The sequence below is a fragment of the Rhodophyticola sp. CCM32 genome (assembly GCF_004751985.1).
GTDB lineage: Bacteria > Pseudomonadota > Alphaproteobacteria > Rhodobacterales > Rhodobacteraceae > Rhodophyticola.
In genome coordinates this window covers 227,196-242,315 of sequence record NZ_CP038492.1, presented here as the reverse complement: position 1 = coordinate 242,315, position 15,120 = coordinate 227,196, and the positions used below count along the sequence as shown (strand labels likewise).

The following is a 15,120-nucleotide window of genomic DNA, read 5'->3' as shown; positions in this document are numbered from 1 at the left end:
CTGCCTCTCCTCTTTGTGCCCGGCCCGCACTCCTCTACAGGGCGGGCCTCATCCGTCCCAGGCCTCATAATAGTCCCGGGTATAAAGCCCCGGCCCTGCGGGCAGCGACGCAATGAAACCGGGCCGCCCGGTGATCCGCTGATACCAAGCATGGGCCGCCTCAAACGGCTCCAGCCTCGTGAAATGGCGCGCCATATAGACTGCTTGCCCACAGCTGATATCAGCGGCCGAGAACCCGCCCTCCAGCAGATATGCCCGCCCCGCCAGACGGGTTTCCAGCGCCTGATAACATTTCTCGATCCGCTTCGCCTCGATCTTCATCACGATGGGGGAGCGCATGCTGTCCTCATAGAGCGCCTCATGCTGTTGCGTCAGCGCCGCCGCATGCTGAGAGATCGTTTCGGCGAAATGCACCCAGATCAGCCAGTCGGCCCGCTCTGCATTTTGCCCCGCGCGGCCCAGGCCGGCCTCGGGGAACCGCTCACACAGGATTTCGGTAAGCGCGCCTGTCTCCCACAGGCAACGCCCATCCATCTCAAGCGCGGGCACCCGCCCTGCCGGATTCAGCGCCAGAAATTCCGGGCTGCGCAGGGTTTTATCGAATGGCCATTCCAAGAGGTCGAACGTGACCCCCAACTCATGCAGCAACCACAGCGTCCGCATGGAGCGGCTTTGCGGCACATGATGCAGACGGATCATGTCTCCTCCTCCAGAACAATCAGCGCGGCACCCGCTTCCACCTGATGGCCTTCCCGGGTCAGAACCTCCGCCACAATACCATCGCGCCCGGAACTCAGCGTATGTTCCATCTTCATCGCCTCCAATACTGTCAATCGGTCGCCCTGTTTCACCGCCTGCCCCACCTCGACAAAAACCGCCTTCACCAGCCCGGGCATCGGTGCCTCGATCCGGCCCGCCGCTGCGCCGCCCTCGACCACCACATCCAGCGGGTCGATCAACTCGAACCCGTAATTATTGCCCCAGAAGACCGAGATACCGGCCCCGTGCCGCACCACATTTGCCGAGACCGCCGCGCCATCCACATGCCAGCCACCGTTTCGCACAACCTCATGGGTCGCCCCCCCCACCGACACCCGGAACCGCCCGGACCCGAGCGTTTCGACCGCAATATCAAGCAGATCACCCTGATATCCCAACTGCACCGATTGCCGAAGCGGGGCCCAAAGCGCGAAACCGGCCAGGGGATCACCGCCCTCATGCAGCCCCAACGCCCCCAAAGCCGCCAGAGACCGGGAGCGTGTGCAGGCAACCGGGGCCGCAGCCAGCGCATCCAGATCCCTGTCAATCAGACCGGTATCCACATCGCCCGCGCCAAACCCTTCATGGCGCGAGAGTTTCCGCAGAAAGGCCAGATTGGTGACCGACCCCGCCACTTCGGTCCGGGACAGGGCCTGTTCCAGCCGGGCAAGCGCCACGGCGCGGGTGGGGCCATGGGTGACCAGCTTGGCGATCATCGGGTCATACCAGGGGCTGATCACATCCCCGGTGCGCACGCCCGTATCCGCCCGCGCGCCATCAGGAAAGGCCAGATGCGCCAGCGTTCCCGTGGCGGGCAGAAACCCTTTCGGCACATCTTCGGCATAAAGCCGCGCCTCGAACGCATGGCCTGAAATCGTCAAATCCTCCTGCCGTACGGGCAGTGGCTCACCTGCGGCCACCCGCAACTGCCATTCCACCAGATCAACCCCGGTGATCGCCTCGGTCACCGGGTGTTCCACCTGCAGCCGCGTATTCATCTCCATGAACCAGAACCGGTCGGGCCGCAGACCGTCAGAGCCGTCGACGATAAACTCCACCGTCCCCGCCCCGGCATAGCCGATCGCCTCCGCCGCCCGCACGGCCGCCAGCCCCATCTCGGTCCGCATCTCATCGGTCATGCCCGGTGCCGGGGCCTCTTCAATCACTTTCTGATGGCGCCGCTGAAGCGAACAGTCCCGCTCGAACAGATGCACCGCACGGGTGCCATCGCCAAAGACCTGCACCTCGATATGGCGCGGTTTGTCCACGAATTTCTCGATCAGAACCGCATCATTGCCAAAGGCGGTCGCGGCCTCGCCCTTCGCGCTTTCCAGCGCCTCGATGAACCCGCCGGGTGCATCGACCTTGCGCATCCCCTTGCCGCCGCCACCCGCCACGGCCTTGATCAGCACCGGATAGCCGATGGTATCCGCCGCGCCGGACAGATGCTCCGAATCCTGGTTTTGCCCGTGATAGCCCGGCACAACAGGCACGCCGGCCTCGCTCATCAGCGCCTTGGCCGCGTCTTTCAAACCCATCGCCCGGATCGCCCTGGCGGAGGGCCCGATGAATACCAGACCTGCCGCCTCCACGGCCTCCACGAAATCCGGGTTCTCGCTCAAAAACCCATAGCCCGGATGGATCGCCCCGGCCCCGACGCTCTGCGCCGCTGCGATGATCGCATCCCCCCGCAGATAGCTGTCTTTCGGCGCGGGCCCGCCGATATGCACCGCCTCATCGGCCATCGCCACGTGGCGGGCGCGCGCATCCGCATCGGAATAAACCGCCACCGTCCGCACGCCCATGGCCTGTGCCGTCTTGATCACACGGCAGGCAATCTCGCCCCGGTTGGCTATCAGGATCTTCCTAAACATCCCCACCCCCAAAATCCTCGATCATCCGGAAGCGCTCACAGACCAGCATCATCTCGGGTTCAAACCCGCCATTGCGCTCAAAATACGCCTGATGGGCCGCCCGCCATCCGGCCAGACTCTCATTCTCACCCTCAGCCAGCGCAAATTCCGCATCCACGTCACAGAACCGGCATTCGCTGACCGCAAGCGATTCAATCACCAGCGCCGGATTGCCGTCCCAGTCCAGAGCGATATCGCGCTGCCCGGGTATCGGCTTGGGCTCCCCACCCGGCGAAAACTCTCTGAGCGCCCCGCAGGTCGCGGTCTTGACGCCGGCCCGCACCAGCGCCAGCAGCTCGTCACACAGCGCCCTGCTGTCACCAAAAGTGAATGTCTCCGCCCCCGGATACCGCGCCTTTGCGTCATCGACCGAAATGCTCATCATAGCTCTCCCTGCCAGATCGCGCGGCGCGACACATCTTGCCACCCATCACACAAGGTATCACGCCCTGCTTCGGCGGTCGCGAACCCACATGACGGCACAACACACCAGCCGACGATCAGGATCGTATCAGACATCCGCACCTCCCGGATCGCTCATCATCCCAAGACCGCCCGCTTCTCTGCTTCGCAAATATCCCGGGGAGCGCGAGGGGCTGGCCCCTCGCTCCCGCGCGCTCAACGCTCTCACCGCTCACATCCGGAAGACGCCAAACCGCGTCTCCTCTATCGGTGCGTTCAGGGCTGCCGACAGGCTCAGAAACAGCACTTCGCGGGTTTTCCGCGGGTCCACCACCCCGTCATCCCAAAGCCGGGCACTGGCATAAAGCGGATGCGACTGGCGCTCGAACATATCAATCGTCGGTTGCCTGAACGCGGCCTCGGCCTCGGTGGACCAATCCTCCCCCGCGCGCTCCATCGCGTCGCGCTTCACGGTTGCCAGCACGCCCGCCGCCTGCGCGCCGCCCATGACCGAGATACGACTGTTCGGCCAGGACCACATGAAACGCGGCTGATAGGCGCGCCCGGCCATCCCGTAATTCCCGGCCCCGAAGGACCCGCCCACCACCATGGTGATTTTCGGCACCGATGTGGTGGCCACCGCCGTGACCATCTTGGCCCCGTGCCGGGCGATCCCCTCATTCTCGTATTTCCGGCCGACCATGAAGCCGGTGATATTCTGCAGGAACATCAAAGGAACCGACCGCTGCGAGCACAGTTCCACAAAATGCGCGGCTTTCTGCGCGGCCTCGGAAAACAGCACCCCGTTATTGGCGACAATCCCCACCGGGCAGCCCATCAGATGGGCAAAACCGCACACAAGTGTCTCCCCGAACCGGGGTTTGAACTCGTCAAAGCGCGAGCCGTCCACCACCCGCGCAATCACCTCGCGGATATCATAGGGTGTGGTCAGCGCGGCAGGCACAACCGAGAGCAGCTCTTCAGGGTCATAGGCCGGGTCTTCCGGGGTCTGCCATTGCACGGTGGCGGGTTTTGCCCGGTTGAAGGATTGCACGGCCCGGCGCGCCAAAGCCAGCGCATGGGCATCATCCTCCGCCAGATAATCCGCAACCCCGGACAGGCGCGTATGCACATCGCCGCCGCCCAGATCCTCCGCCGTCACCACCTCGCCGGTCGCGGCCTTGACCAGCGGTGGACCTGCCAGAAAGATCGTGCCCTGTTCTTTTACAATAATGGTCACATCCGACATCGCCGGAACATAAGCCCCGCCCGCAGTGCAGGAGCCCATGACAACCGCAATCTGCGGAATGCCTCTGGCGCTCATCCGCGCCTGGTTGTAGAAAATCCGCCCGAAATGATCCCGGTCGGGGAACACCTCATCCTGATTGGGCAGGTTCGCCCCGCCACTATCGACCAGATAGATGCAGGGCAAACCGCATTCCCCGGCGATCTCCTGCGCACGCAGATGTTTCTTTACGGTGATCGGATAATAGGTGCCGCCCTTCACCGTCGCATCATTGCAGACAACCATCACCTCCTGCCCGTGCACCCGACCGACCCCGGCGATGGCCCCGCCACAGGGGGCAGCACCATCATACATCTCATGGCCTGCGGTGGCACCCACCTCCAGAAACGGTGAACCGGGATCAAGCAGGTTCGCCACCCGGTCCCGCGGCAGCATCTTGCCCCTGGACAGATGCCGGTCACGGGCCTTCTGCCCGCCGCCCGATGCCGCCAGATCCGCCGCCGCGCGCACCACAGCCAAAGCCTCCAGATGCGCCGCGCGGTTGGCTTTCGCCTCTTCCGATCCCGCCATAAAGGCCGATCTCAACTTCATGCGCCATTCTCCTGTTCCGCAACCGCCAGAGCTTTCAGGTCCTTGCGGATCACCTTGCCGGTCACGGTCATCGGCAAAGCCTCCACAAAGCTTATCTCACGCGGATAGGAATATGAGGCGAGCCGCCCTTTCACCCAATCCTGCAAGACCCCGGCGGTGATATCCGCCCCGTCTTTGGCCACCACATAGGCCTTGACGATCTCGGTGCGCAGCGCATCGGGCTTGCTCACCACTCCGGCACTTGCCACGCCCGGATGGCTCAGCAGACAATCCTCGATCTCTGCGGGGCCGATCCGGTAACCCGCCGAGGTGATCACATCATCCTCGCGGCCCATGAACCGCAGATACGGGCCCTCCCAAAGCCCCCGGTCGCCGGTCAGCATCCAGTCGCCCCGGAATTTATCCGCCGTTTCCTGTGGTTTCTGCCAATAGCTCAACATCATCGAGGCCGACCCCCGCCGCACGGCCACATCGCCCTCTTCCTGCGTTTCTCGGCCATCCGCACCGATCACAGCCACCTCATGACCCGGCACCGGCCTGCCGATGGCCCCGGGTTTGGCCGGGAACAGGGAAGAACAGGAGGACACAATCATGTTGCATTCGGTCTGGCCATAGAACTCGTTGATCTCCAGATCAAAAGCACGCCGCCCCCAGTCCAGCATCGCAGCACCAAGCGGTTCGCCCCCCGACGCGACCGAGCGCAAACCGTCAATCCGCGCCTCCGCCGCCTTCAGCATCCGCAAGGCCGTGGGCGGAAAGAACACGTTGCGCACAGCGCCTTTGCGACAGATTTCCAGACAGGCCGCGACGGTGAATTTCGGCATCCGGGCGGCCACTACCGGCACACCCAGGGCAAGGCCCGGCATCAGCACATCGAACAACCCGCCGATCCAGGCCCAGTCCGCAGGTGTCCAGATCACATCGCCGGGCTGGCCCAGGAAATCATGGCTGATCTCGACCCCAGGCAGGTGGCCGGTCAAGACCCGATGCCCATGAAGCGCGCCTTTGGGGCTGCCGGTTGTGCCGCTGGTATAGATCAGCACCGCCGGGTCTTCCGGGCCGGTATCCGCCATCTCGCCAAAGCGGGGTGGCAGCGTTTCAGTCTCGGGGACCAGCACATCCAGATCAAACGCCGCCAAAAGACCCGCACCCTCGCCATCGCTGATCACCCGGCCCGCACCGCTATCCGCCAGCCGGGAGCTGAGCGCATCTTCCCGGAACAGCTTGAACAGGGGCACCGAAATCGCGCCGAGTTGCCATATCGCGATATGGGCCGCCGCGCACCAGCCATCCTGCCCGCGCAGCACGCCTACCCGATCGCCCCGTTTCACACTCCGACTGCGCAGCGCCGCCGCCAATTGGCCCGCCATAAGGCGCAATGCGCCAAAGCTGATATCCTGCCCCGCTGACAGATCGCGGATCGCCAGCGCCTCCCCGGGGTGGTCCAGAACCTGCGCTGCCATGTTCAGCCGCCCGGGCAGATCCCAGGCGAAGCCATCGCGCAATGCCTCGTAGGACCTGCCTTTGAGGCGGGGCAGCATCCCGTTCAGGCCCGAAAAATCGCTCATATCCGGGGCGCCTCCCCATCCAGCGGGTCAGCGATGTCCACAAGGACACCCCAGTCATCCACAGGATACAGCCGCAGCGCGCCATGACCCGGCTGGCAAACAATGACCAACCGCACCTCCGGCAGGGCCGAGGGTTCTGCATGGCAATCTGTCAGCGACCCGCCGGTTTCCACCACATAGCCCGCAGCGATCACGGTGATAATCTCCATCTCCCCCGGAGGTTGGGCGCGCAAACCCAGCCACAGACCCACCAGGCCTGCCAGACCCAACAGACCAGCCAATGAAAACGCATAGCTGCGCGAGAGAGAGGCCATCACATCCCCTCCAGCCGGTCATCTGGAACCTTCCCTGTGGGGGCCGCCCGGCGCGGGCCGATATCGGCGCTCACCCCATCGCCCCCATCAGTTCCCGGCCCACAAGCATCCGGCGTATCTCTGACGTGCCGGCGCCGATTTCCATAAGCTTGGCATCGCGGAACAGCCGGGACACCGCGCTGTCATTCATGAACCCCGCCCCGCCCATGGCCTGCACCGCCTGATGGGCCACAACCATCGCCTCTTCCGACGCATAGAGCACGCAGGCCGCCGCATCCTGACGTGTCACCTGCCCCCGGTCACAGGCTTTGGCGACCTCATAGACATAGGCCCGGGCCGAATTCATCTTGGTATACATATCGGCGATCTTGCCCTGCATAAGCTGGAAATTCCCGATGCTCTGGCCGAACTGCTTGCGCTCGACCATATAGGGCATGATTTCATCCAGACAGGCGGCCATGATGCCGGTGCCGATCCCACTGAGCACCACACGTTCATAATCAAGGCCCGACATCAGCACACGCACGCCCTTGCCCTCTTCGCCCAGCACATTCTCGAACGGCACTTCCACATCGTCAAAGATCAGTTCCGCAGTGTTCGACCCGCGCATGCCCATCTTGTCGAAATGCGGCGATGTGCTGAACCCCACCATATCCTTTTCGATCAGAAAGGCGGTCATACCCTTGCTGCCCGCCTCCGGGTCGGTCTTGGCATAAACCACCAGAGTGTCCGCATCCGGGCCATTGGTGATCCAGTATTTCGTCCCGTTCAGAATATAGCGGTCATTGCGTTTCTCGGCGCGCAGTTTCATGCCGACCACATCGCTGCCCGCCCCCGCCTCGGACATCGCCAAAGCGCCCACATGCTGGCCCGAGACCAGCCCGGGCAGGTATTTCGCCTTCTGTTCCTGGGTGCCATTCAGCCTGATCTGGTTCACGCATAAATTGGAATGCGCCCCATAACTCAGAGAGACAGACGCCGAGGCGCGCGCGATCTCTTCCACCGCGATCACATGGGCCAGATAGCCCATGCCCGCACCGCCGAATGCCTCATCAACAGTGATGCCCAGCAGGCCCAACTCCCCCATCTCGGCCCATAGTTCCGGCGGGAAAGCGTTGGAACGGTCGATCTCGGCGGCCATCGGCCTGACACGGTCCTGGGCCCAGCGATGCACCATATCGCGCAAGGCACCTACATCCTCACCCAGATCGAACGTCATGGAGGCCATGAACATGGGCCGCCCTCCCTTTAATTGAACGATTGTTCAATTCATATCCAAACCGGGCCGCAAAGTCAAAACATCTCGCAGGCACAGCCTTTCTCTATCTCAAAAATACTTCCGCCGGAGGCGCATTTCCAACCTGCGGCCCCGGCCCGCTCTCTTCACGGGGCCGGAATTCTCAAGAATTCCACCGGAAATCCGCGCGGATTTCGGCCCCTCATGCAACCGCCCTCACCTCATCACGGATGATCGCGGCAATCTGGTCGCAATCGGTCTCCTTGAATGTCAGCGGCAACCGCATATCCATCAAAACCGCCAGCACCCGGTCGGTCTTTGGAAGCGTCTGGCGTGGCGCATACTGCCAGCTGTCATAGCGCGAGGTGAACCCCGCCGGTTGGTCCGCGCCGAACCATTTCAGTTCCACCCCCCGGTCCAGACAGGCCGCGATAACGCTTTGGATCACCTCGGGGCTTTTTCCGGGCAGCAGAAACTGGATGGATGAGCCCACTATCCGTGCCCGGGCATCCCGCTCGATGATCCTGAGCCCGGGTGTGTTTCGCAACCCGTCCTCCACCCTCCTGTAAAGCGCGTTCCAGCGGGCCACCTGCGCCGGCAGATCGGCCAGTTGCGGGCGCAGGATCGCCGCGCGCAGATTGTCCATCCGCCCGGAGATATTCGGGGTCACATATTTCACCCGTTCGAACACCTCCGCCGGGGGGGCGGCCCGATGACGGCCATAAAGCATATAACTGCCCGACTGGATGATCGCCCGCGCCATCAGTTCCGCGTCGTCGGAGATCAACACTCCGCCCTCGCCGGAATTGATATGTTTGTAGGTCTGCGCCGAATAACAGCCGAATACGCCATGGCGGCCCGAGGGCACATTCTTCCAGGCCGCACCCATCGTGTGGGCGCAATCCTCGACCACGGCAAGGCCCGCCCGGTCACAGATTTCCATCAGCGCATCCATATCACATATATGCCCGCGCATATGGCTGAGCAGCAGCACCCGCGCACCGCTGGTTGCGGCTTTCTCGGCCAGATCGGGCAGGTCGATGGTCAGACTGTCCGTCGTCTCCACAAAGACCGGCTCGGCGCCAAGGCTGGCAATCGCGCCGGGCACCGGGGCCAGGGTAAACCCGTTCGACAGCACTTTATCGCCGGGCTGAACCTCCAACGCCCGAAGCGCGCAGCCCATGGCATAGCCGCCAGAGGCCACCGCAAGGGCATATTTCGCTCCGGTGAAGGCGGCGAACTCCTCCTCCAGAAGCGCCGTTTCTCCGGCCTCATCGCCTTGCAGGTTATAGCGATGCAGGCGCCCGTGTTGCAGAACCTCCATCGCGGCGGCAATGCCTGCCTCTGGGATCGGTTCCTGTTGTGTGAAACTGCCGGTGAAACGCGTTTTATCCATGGGGCAAGGATTATGCGGCACGCGGCGCGCGTCAATCCCATGTCAGACCCCGCCTGAGAGATCAGAATGCCTCCGGCGGGGATGTTTGAAAAGCAGAGAAGACCCGGATCAGGGGATCAGGCGGGGGATGATAGTGTCGAGATCATCGTAATGGTCGAGAAGCGCCTCGGGCTCCAATCTCTGAACCCCGCGGCCATCGGGGCCGAAGGTGACCAGGATGCTGGGAACACCGGCGGCCCGGGCGGTTTTGCGGTCCGTGTCGGTGTCTCCGATCAGAAGCGAGCGGGCAAGCGTGCCGCCCGCCCGTTCTACCGCCAGCCGGTAGGGGGCCGGGTCCGGTTTGCGCACCGGCAGCGTATCAGCGCCCACAAGGGCATCAAACCGGTCACGCACGCCCAGCCGGGTCATCAATGTCTCGGCCAGTGCTTCGGGTTTGTTGGTGCAGATGCCCACCGCCAGACCGGCGGTGCGCAGACGATCGACCGCGTCGATCGCGCCGGGATAAAGCCGTGTATGCACATCAATCGCCTTGGCATAGGCCTTCAGCAGCACCGGGTATCCGGCCTCCAGCTCCGCATCAGACCATGGGATGCCCAGCCGCTCGAAGCCCAGTTTCAGCATCGCCCGCCCGCCGCGAAAGGCGGTGGCGTCATCGCGCCCCTGCACCAGTTGCGGCGGATGCCCCAGCGCGCCAAGTGCCGCATTGGCCGCCGCGATCAGATCGCCCGATGTATCGGCCAGCGTCCCGTCCAGATCGAAGATCACACAGCGCATCGCGCCCTCCGTTTTGGGCAGGTTTCCGCCTGCATTTGAAATGTAGCGTAAGCCGAAGTGACCCATGCCGACCTTGCGCGACGGGGTGGCATGGATAATACCGGGTTCACAAGACCAAAAACAAAGCGGACAGGCCCATGCCCACAGCCCTTGTTATCCTTGCAGCCGGTCAGGGTACGCGGATGCAGTCAGAGCGCCCGAAAGTGCTCCACCAGATCGGCGGCGCGCCCCTGATCGCCCATGCCATCCTGTCCGGCGCGACCCTGGCGCCTGACCGGATTGTGGTCGTCACCGGCCATGGCGCCGCAGAGGTCGAAGCCGCCGTGACGACATTTGACCCTGATGCCATATGCATCCGCCAGGCGGAGCAACTGGGCACCGGCCATGCAGTCCTGCAGGCCGCACCGGCGCTGGAGGGGTTTGAGGGGGATGTGATCGTGCTTTATGGCGACACGCCCTTTATCCGGCCCGAAACGCTGCATGCCATGCTGGAGGCGCGCAAAACCCATGACATCGTGTTTCTCGGGTTCGAGGCCGCTGATCCCGGGCGCTATGGAAGGATGCGGATGCAGGGCGACCGGCTGCTCCGCATTGTCGAGGCGGCGGATGCCACAGAGGAGGACCTGGCGATATCCTTCTGCAATTCCGGGCTGCTGGCAGGTGATGCCGCAACCCTGATGGGGTTGCTGGCCAGGGTAAAGACCGACAATGAGGCGGGCGAATATTATCTGACCGATCTGCCCGCGCTGGCAACGGCAGAGGGCCTGTCAGCCACCGCGATTGCCTGCCCCGAGGCCGAGACGCTTGGCATCAACACCCGCGCGGAACTGGCCGGGGCGGAAGCCCTGTTTCAGGCCGGCAAACGCGCGGAAATGCTTGATGCGGGGGTCACGCTTATCGCGCCCGAAACGGTCCATTTCGCCTATGACACCCATATCGGGCGCGACGCGCTGGTGGAGCCGCATGTTGTTTTCGGCCCCGGTGTCACCGTGGAGACCGGGGCCCATATCCGCGCCTTTTCCCATCTGGAAGGGGCCCATCTGGGTGCCGATACAGTGGTCGGGCCCTATGCAAGGCTGCGTCCGGGCACGGAACTGGGCAACGGGGCCAGGATCGGCAATTTTGTCGAGGTGAAAGCGGCCCGGATCGGCGAGGGGGCCAAGGTCAACCATCTCAGCTATATCGGCGATGCGGAGCTGGGCGCGGACGCGAATATCGGCGCGGGCACGATCACCTGCAATTATGACGGGGTGATGAAGCACCGGACCACGATCGGCGCAGGCGCCTTCATCGGGTCGAACACATTGCTGGTGGCCCCTGTCACGGTCGGGGCGGAGGCTTTCACCGCCACCGGCTCTGTCATTACCGAGGATGTGCCGGATCAGGCGATGGCCCTTGCGCGCGCCAGACAGGTCAACAAACCGGGGCTTGCGGCAAAACTCATGGCCCGTCTCAAGGCTATAAAAGCCGGTAAAAAGGAACCATAGCGATGTGTGGCATTGTCGGTGTTCTGGGCAATCATGAGGTTGCACCAATTCTTGTCGAAGCCCTGAAACGGCTGGAATATCGCGGTTATGACAGTGCCGGGCTGGCCACCGTGCAGGCAGGACGGCTGGACCGCAGGCGCGCGGTGGGCAAACTGGTGAACCTGTCCGATCTTCTGGTCCATGATCCGCTGGCGGGAAAGTCAGGCATAGGCCATACGCGATGGGCCACCCATGGGGCCCCGAGCGTGGCCAATGCCCATCCCCATCGCACCGGCCGGGTGGCCGTGGTGCATAACGGGATCATCGAGAATTTCCGCAGCTTGCGCGACAGTCTGGCCGGTCGCGACTGGGAAAGCGAAACCGATACGGAAACGGTTGCACAGCTTTGCGAGGATTTCATGTCCCAGGGCATGACACCCCGTGAGGCGGCAGCGGAAACGCTGACCCATCTGGAAGGGGCATTTGCAATCGCCTTTCTGTTTGAGGGCGAAGAGGATCTGATTGTGGCGGCGCGCAAGGGTCCACCGCTTGCAATCGGCCATGGCGAGGGCGAGATGTATGTCGGTTCTGACGCGATTGCCCTGTCGCCGATGACCAACCGGATCACCTATCTTGAAGAGGGGGATTACGCCTTTGTCACCCGCGCCGGGGCCGAGATTTATGATGCAGAAGGCAGACGCGCCAATCGCGAACTGCGTGAAATCCCGGCAAAGACGGCCCAGATCGACAAGGGCGGGCACCGGCATTTCATGGCCAAGGAGGTGTTTGAACAGCCGGTGGTTCTGGCCGAATGCCTGACCCATTATGCCCCGGGTGATGCGGTGCAGATCCCCGAGGGGCATGTGGATTTCACCAATACCGACCGGCTTATTCTGGTTGCCTGCGGCACGGCGCATTATGCCTGTCTGGTGGCGAAATACTGGTTCGAACAACTGGCCGGTCTGCCTTGCGACGTGGATATCGCAAGCGAATTCCGCTATCGCGCGCCGCCGGTCTCTGATCAGGCGACGGCATTGTTTGTGTCCCAATCCGGGGAAACCGCCGATACGCTGGCCGCGCTGCGCTATGCGGATGGCAAAGCCGCGCGCACCCTGTCGGTGGTGAATGTGCCGGAAAGTTCCATCGCGCGGGACAGCGATCTGGCGCTGCCGATCCATGCGGGCGTCGAGGTCGGCGTTGCCTCGACCAAGGCTTTCGTCTGCCAATTGGGTGTACTGGCAAATCTGGCGATCCTCGCGGCCCGGCAGCGGGGCCATATCGACGCCGCGCGCGAGGCCGATCTGCTGGGCCAGTTGCGGGCTTTGCCCGCGCTGATCAATCAGGCGCTGGCGCTGGAGGATCAGATCAAGCGCCATACGGGCACGCTGGCCCGGGCGCAGACAGTGCTGTTTCTGGGGCGGGGCGCGATGTATCCCCTGGCCCTGGAAGGGGCGCTGAAACTCAAGGAGATCAGCTATATCCATGCGGAAGGCTATGCCTCGGGCGAGTTGAAACACGGGCCGATTGCGCTGGTCGACAAAACCGTGCCGGTGGTGGTTCTGGCGCCCCGGGACGAGCTTTTTGACAAGACCGTCTCGAACATGCAGGAGGTCATGGCCCGCGAAGGCAAGGTCTGGCTGGTGAGTGACAAAGCAGGGGCCGATGCCGCCTCGGACGGGGTCTGGCAGACGCTGGTCATGCCCGGGGGGGACCCGTTTTTCGCGCCGATCCTTTATTCGATCCCGGCACAATTGATCGCCTATCACACGGCGGTGCATAAGGGCACGGATGTGGATCAACCGCGCAATCTGGCAAAATCGGTGACGGTGGAATAATGGCCAAGCAATTCGCCCGGATTGAAGAGGATCACCAGCGGTTCATCGCTGAACAGCATATGTTCTTCACCGCCAGCGCCGGGCCCGATGGCCGCGTGAATATGTCTCCCAAGGGGATGGAGTCCTTATGTGTTCTGGGCCCCAACCGTGTCGCCTGGCTGAACCTGACGGGTTCGGGGAATGAAACCGCCGGGCATCTGCGGGAAAATCCGCGTGTGACGCTGATGTGGTGTTCCTTCACCAAGCGCCCTTTGATCCTGCGGCTTTACGGAACGGCGCGCGCGATCCATCAGGGGGATGCAGAATGGGCGGCCATGAGCGCCCATTTTCCACCCCATCGGGGTGCCCGGCAGGTGTTTGATATGGATGTGGATCTGGTTCAGACCTCTTGCGGCTATGCGGTGCCCTTTATGGAATATACGGGTGAGCGGGTAACCTTGCAGAACTGGGCGGAAACCAAATCCGACGCCGAGATCAGGGCCTATTGGTCCGAAAGAAACACCAGAACCATCGACGGCAAAGAAACCGGCATCCCCGTATGAGGGACGATGACGGACGGTGATGTTTTCCTGAAGGAAAACAGAACGGAAAACGCGCGTTTTCCTGTTGCAATTCCCGGGAATTGCAAGGCTCAGATTTCGGGCACACCGCCGGACATCACGGTCACAAACCACTCTGTGTCGATATTGCCGCCACAGAGGATCACACCGACCTTCCGGCCCTGCATCCGGGTTTTCTCCTGCATCAGCGCAGCCAGCGGGGCCGCCCCTGCCCCTTCCGCAAGATTATGGGTGTCGCGGTAATAGATGCGGATCGCCTCTGCCACCTCGGCATCGCTGACCGACACGATCCGGGCGGCCTGCCGGGAATAGATATCAAAAGCCCCCTTCACCGGCATCCGCACGGCCATGCCATCGGCGAAGGTCGCGGAACTGTCGGTCTCGATCAGCTGGCCGGCCTCCACTGACTGTTTCACACAATCGGCCCGGGTCGAGACGACGCCGACAATCTCGGTCTGCAGGCCCAAAGCGTTGCGCGCCAGAATATTGCCGCAGATGCCGGACCCGCAGCCAACCGGCACATAGATCACATCCAGATCGGGCACCGCAGTTAACAATTCATAGGCATAGGTCGCAACCCCGCGCACAATCTCGGGATGGAAGGGCGGCACAAGCACCAAGCCTTCGGCCTCGGCCACGCGCATGGCCTCTTGCCGCGCCACATCGAAATCCTCCCCGAATTCGATCAGATCGGCGCCGAAGGCCCGCATCGCCGCGTTCTTCTCGACCGAGTTGCCATGGGGTACATAGACCCTGGCCGTCATCCCCGCCGCCACGGCCTGACGCGCCTGGCCCTGGCCGTGATTGCCACGCGTCGCGGTGCAGATGCCCTTTGCATCGGGATGGTGGCGTTTCACCCAGTCGATGAATGTGATCGCGCCGCGCGCCTTGAACGATCCTGTGGGGCTGTGGTTTTCATGTTTGACCCACACCTCGCAGCCCGCCCGTTCCGCCAGCTGCGGCCAGGCATATTGCGGCGTGGCCTGCATCTGGGTGTAAACCAGACCCGCCGCCGCCTTCAGATCCTCCACTGTCAGTTTCATCGTCCCACCTTTACAT

14 protein-coding genes are annotated in these 15,120 nt (G+C 63.0%); 3 read left to right on the top strand and 11 right to left on the bottom strand.

From position 1 onward, the window contains the following. Nucleotides 1–48: 48 nt before the first annotated feature. The 10 genes from E2K80_RS01185 to E2K80_RS01145 all read right to left on the bottom strand — a co-directional run bounded on the left by E2K80_RS01185 (nt 49) and on the right by E2K80_RS01145 (nt 10,200). Nucleotides 49–699 carry a glutathione S-transferase family protein gene (locus E2K80_RS01185; RefSeq protein ID WP_135371993.1) on the bottom strand — a complete coding sequence of 217 codons (651 nt, stop codon included), beginning with the start codon at nt 697–699 and terminating at the stop codon, nt 49–51. Then, the gene (locus E2K80_RS01180) at nt 696–2,633 is read right to left on the bottom strand and encodes an acetyl-CoA carboxylase biotin carboxylase subunit (RefSeq protein ID WP_135371990.1); all 1,938 of its coding nucleotides are present in this window, start codon (nt 2,631–2,633) and stop codon (nt 696–698) included. Before E2K80_RS01180 ends, E2K80_RS01185 begins: the two co-directional genes overlap by 4 nt. After that, nucleotides 2,626–3,054 (bottom strand): ASCH domain-containing protein, encoded by a 429-nt coding sequence (locus tag E2K80_RS01175; RefSeq protein ID WP_135371988.1) that lies wholly within the window; start codon nt 3,052–3,054, stop codon nt 2,626–2,628. Before E2K80_RS01175 ends, E2K80_RS01180 begins: the two co-directional genes overlap by 8 nt. Beyond that, a complete protein-coding gene (locus E2K80_RS18990) occupies nt 3,054–3,191 on the bottom strand; it encodes a hypothetical protein (protein WP_168193064.1) in 138 nt (45 codons plus the stop codon). The genes E2K80_RS01175 and E2K80_RS18990 overlap by 1 nt, the downstream gene beginning before the upstream one ends. A gap of 115 nt (nt 3,192–3,306) precedes the next feature. After that, a complete protein-coding gene (locus E2K80_RS01170) occupies nt 3,307–4,911 on the bottom strand; it encodes a carboxyl transferase domain-containing protein (RefSeq protein ID WP_135371986.1) in 1,605 nt (534 codons plus the stop codon). Continuing rightward, the gene (locus tag E2K80_RS01165) at nt 4,908–6,479 is read right to left on the bottom strand and encodes an AMP-binding protein (protein ID WP_238475608.1); all 1,572 of its coding nucleotides are present in this window, start codon (nt 6,477–6,479) and stop codon (nt 4,908–4,910) included. The genes E2K80_RS01170 and E2K80_RS01165 overlap by 4 nt, the downstream gene beginning before the upstream one ends. Further along, nucleotides 6,476–6,793 carry a hypothetical protein gene (locus E2K80_RS01160; RefSeq protein ID WP_135371984.1) on the bottom strand — a complete coding sequence of 106 codons (318 nt, stop codon included), beginning with the start codon at nt 6,791–6,793 and terminating at the stop codon, nt 6,476–6,478. Before E2K80_RS01160 ends, E2K80_RS01165 begins: the two co-directional genes overlap by 4 nt. A gap of 70 nt (nt 6,794–6,863) precedes the next feature. Further along, nucleotides 6,864–8,027: an isovaleryl-CoA dehydrogenase gene (locus E2K80_RS01155; RefSeq protein WP_135371981.1), complete on the bottom strand. Its 1,164-nt coding sequence runs from the start codon at nt 8,025–8,027 to the stop codon at nt 6,864–6,866. A 205-nt stretch (nt 8,028–8,232) separates the two neighbouring features. After that, nucleotides 8,233–9,426, bottom strand: coding sequence for a DegT/DnrJ/EryC1/StrS family aminotransferase (locus E2K80_RS01150; RefSeq protein ID WP_135371978.1), 1,194 nt, complete (start codon nt 9,424–9,426; stop codon nt 8,233–8,235). A 108-nt stretch (nt 9,427–9,534) separates the two neighbouring features. Beyond that, complete coding sequence (locus E2K80_RS01145) at nt 9,535–10,200, bottom strand: HAD-IA family hydrolase (RefSeq protein WP_135371976.1); 666 nt, start codon at nt 10,198–10,200, stop codon at nt 9,535–9,537. 137 nt (nt 10,201–10,337) lie between these two features. Between E2K80_RS01145 and glmU the strand changes: the two genes are divergently transcribed. Genes glmU through E2K80_RS01130 form a run of 3 tightly spaced genes read left to right on the top strand, consistent with a single transcriptional unit; the run spans nt 10,338 to nt 14,043 of the window. Continuing rightward, nucleotides 10,338–11,687 carry a bifunctional UDP-N-acetylglucosamine diphosphorylase/glucosamine-1-phosphate N-acetyltransferase GlmU gene (gene glmU, locus E2K80_RS01140; protein WP_135371974.1) on the top strand — a complete coding sequence of 450 codons (1,350 nt, stop codon included), beginning with the start codon at nt 10,338–10,340 and terminating at the stop codon, nt 11,685–11,687. Nucleotides 11,688–11,689: 2 nt separating this feature from the next. Next, nucleotides 11,690–13,501, top strand: a complete 1,812-nt coding sequence (gene glmS, locus E2K80_RS01135) for a glutamine--fructose-6-phosphate transaminase (isomerizing) (RefSeq protein ID WP_135371972.1) — start codon at nt 11,690–11,692, stop codon at nt 13,499–13,501. Continuing rightward, nucleotides 13,501–14,043: a pyridoxamine 5'-phosphate oxidase family protein gene (locus E2K80_RS01130; protein WP_135371970.1), complete on the top strand. Its 543-nt coding sequence runs from the start codon at nt 13,501–13,503 to the stop codon at nt 14,041–14,043. Before glmS ends, E2K80_RS01130 begins: the two co-directional genes overlap by 1 nt. A gap of 89 nt (nt 14,044–14,132) precedes the next feature. Here E2K80_RS01130 and E2K80_RS01125 read toward each other — a convergent pair whose 3' ends face one another. Further along, entirely contained in the window at nt 14,133–15,104 is a 972-nt protein-coding gene (locus E2K80_RS01125) for a threonine dehydratase (protein WP_135371967.1), read from the bottom strand. Nucleotides 15,105–15,120 lie beyond the last annotated feature (16 nt).

What these genes read in the sequence shown, in the direction of transcription:
- E2K80_RS01145 (WP_135371976.1), bottom strand. Translation starts at nt 10,200, where the DNA reads ATGCGCTGTGTGATCTTCGATCTGGACGGGACGCTGGCCGATACATCG.
- E2K80_RS01130 (WP_135371970.1), top strand. Translation starts at nt 13,501, where the DNA reads ATGGCCAAGCAATTCGCCCGGATTGAAGAGGATCACCAGCGGTTCATC.
- E2K80_RS01160 (WP_135371984.1), bottom strand. Translation starts at nt 6,793, where the DNA reads ATGGCCTCTCTCTCGCGCAGCTATGCGTTTTCATTGGCTGGTCTGTTG.
- E2K80_RS01180 (WP_135371990.1), bottom strand. Translation starts at nt 2,633, where the DNA reads ATGTTTAGGAAGATCCTGATAGCCAACCGGGGCGAGATTGCCTGCCGT.
- E2K80_RS18990 (WP_168193064.1), bottom strand. Translation starts at nt 3,191, where the DNA reads ATGTCTGATACGATCCTGATCGTCGGCTGGTGTGTTGTGCCGTCATGT.
- glmS (WP_135371972.1), top strand. Translation starts at nt 11,690, where the DNA reads ATGTGTGGCATTGTCGGTGTTCTGGGCAATCATGAGGTTGCACCAATT.
- glmU (WP_135371974.1), top strand. Translation starts at nt 10,338, where the DNA reads ATGCCCACAGCCCTTGTTATCCTTGCAGCCGGTCAGGGTACGCGGATG.
- E2K80_RS01165 (WP_238475608.1), bottom strand. Translation starts at nt 6,479, where the DNA reads ATGAGCGATTTTTCGGGCCTGAACGGGATGCTGCCCCGCCTCAAAGGC.
- E2K80_RS01175 (WP_135371988.1), bottom strand. Translation starts at nt 3,054, where the DNA reads ATGAGCATTTCGGTCGATGACGCAAAGGCGCGGTATCCGGGGGCGGAG.
- E2K80_RS01155 (WP_135371981.1), bottom strand. Translation starts at nt 8,027, where the DNA reads ATGTTCATGGCCTCCATGACGTTCGATCTGGGTGAGGATGTAGGTGCC.
- E2K80_RS01170 (WP_135371986.1), bottom strand. Translation starts at nt 4,911, where the DNA reads ATGAAGTTGAGATCGGCCTTTATGGCGGGATCGGAAGAGGCGAAAGCC.
- E2K80_RS01125 (WP_135371967.1), bottom strand. Translation starts at nt 15,104, where the DNA reads ATGAAACTGACAGTGGAGGATCTGAAGGCGGCGGCGGGTCTGGTTTAC.
- E2K80_RS01150 (WP_135371978.1), bottom strand. Translation starts at nt 9,426, where the DNA reads ATGGATAAAACGCGTTTCACCGGCAGTTTCACACAACAGGAACCGATC.
- E2K80_RS01185 (WP_135371993.1), bottom strand. Translation starts at nt 699, where the DNA reads ATGATCCGTCTGCATCATGTGCCGCAAAGCCGCTCCATGCGGACGCTG.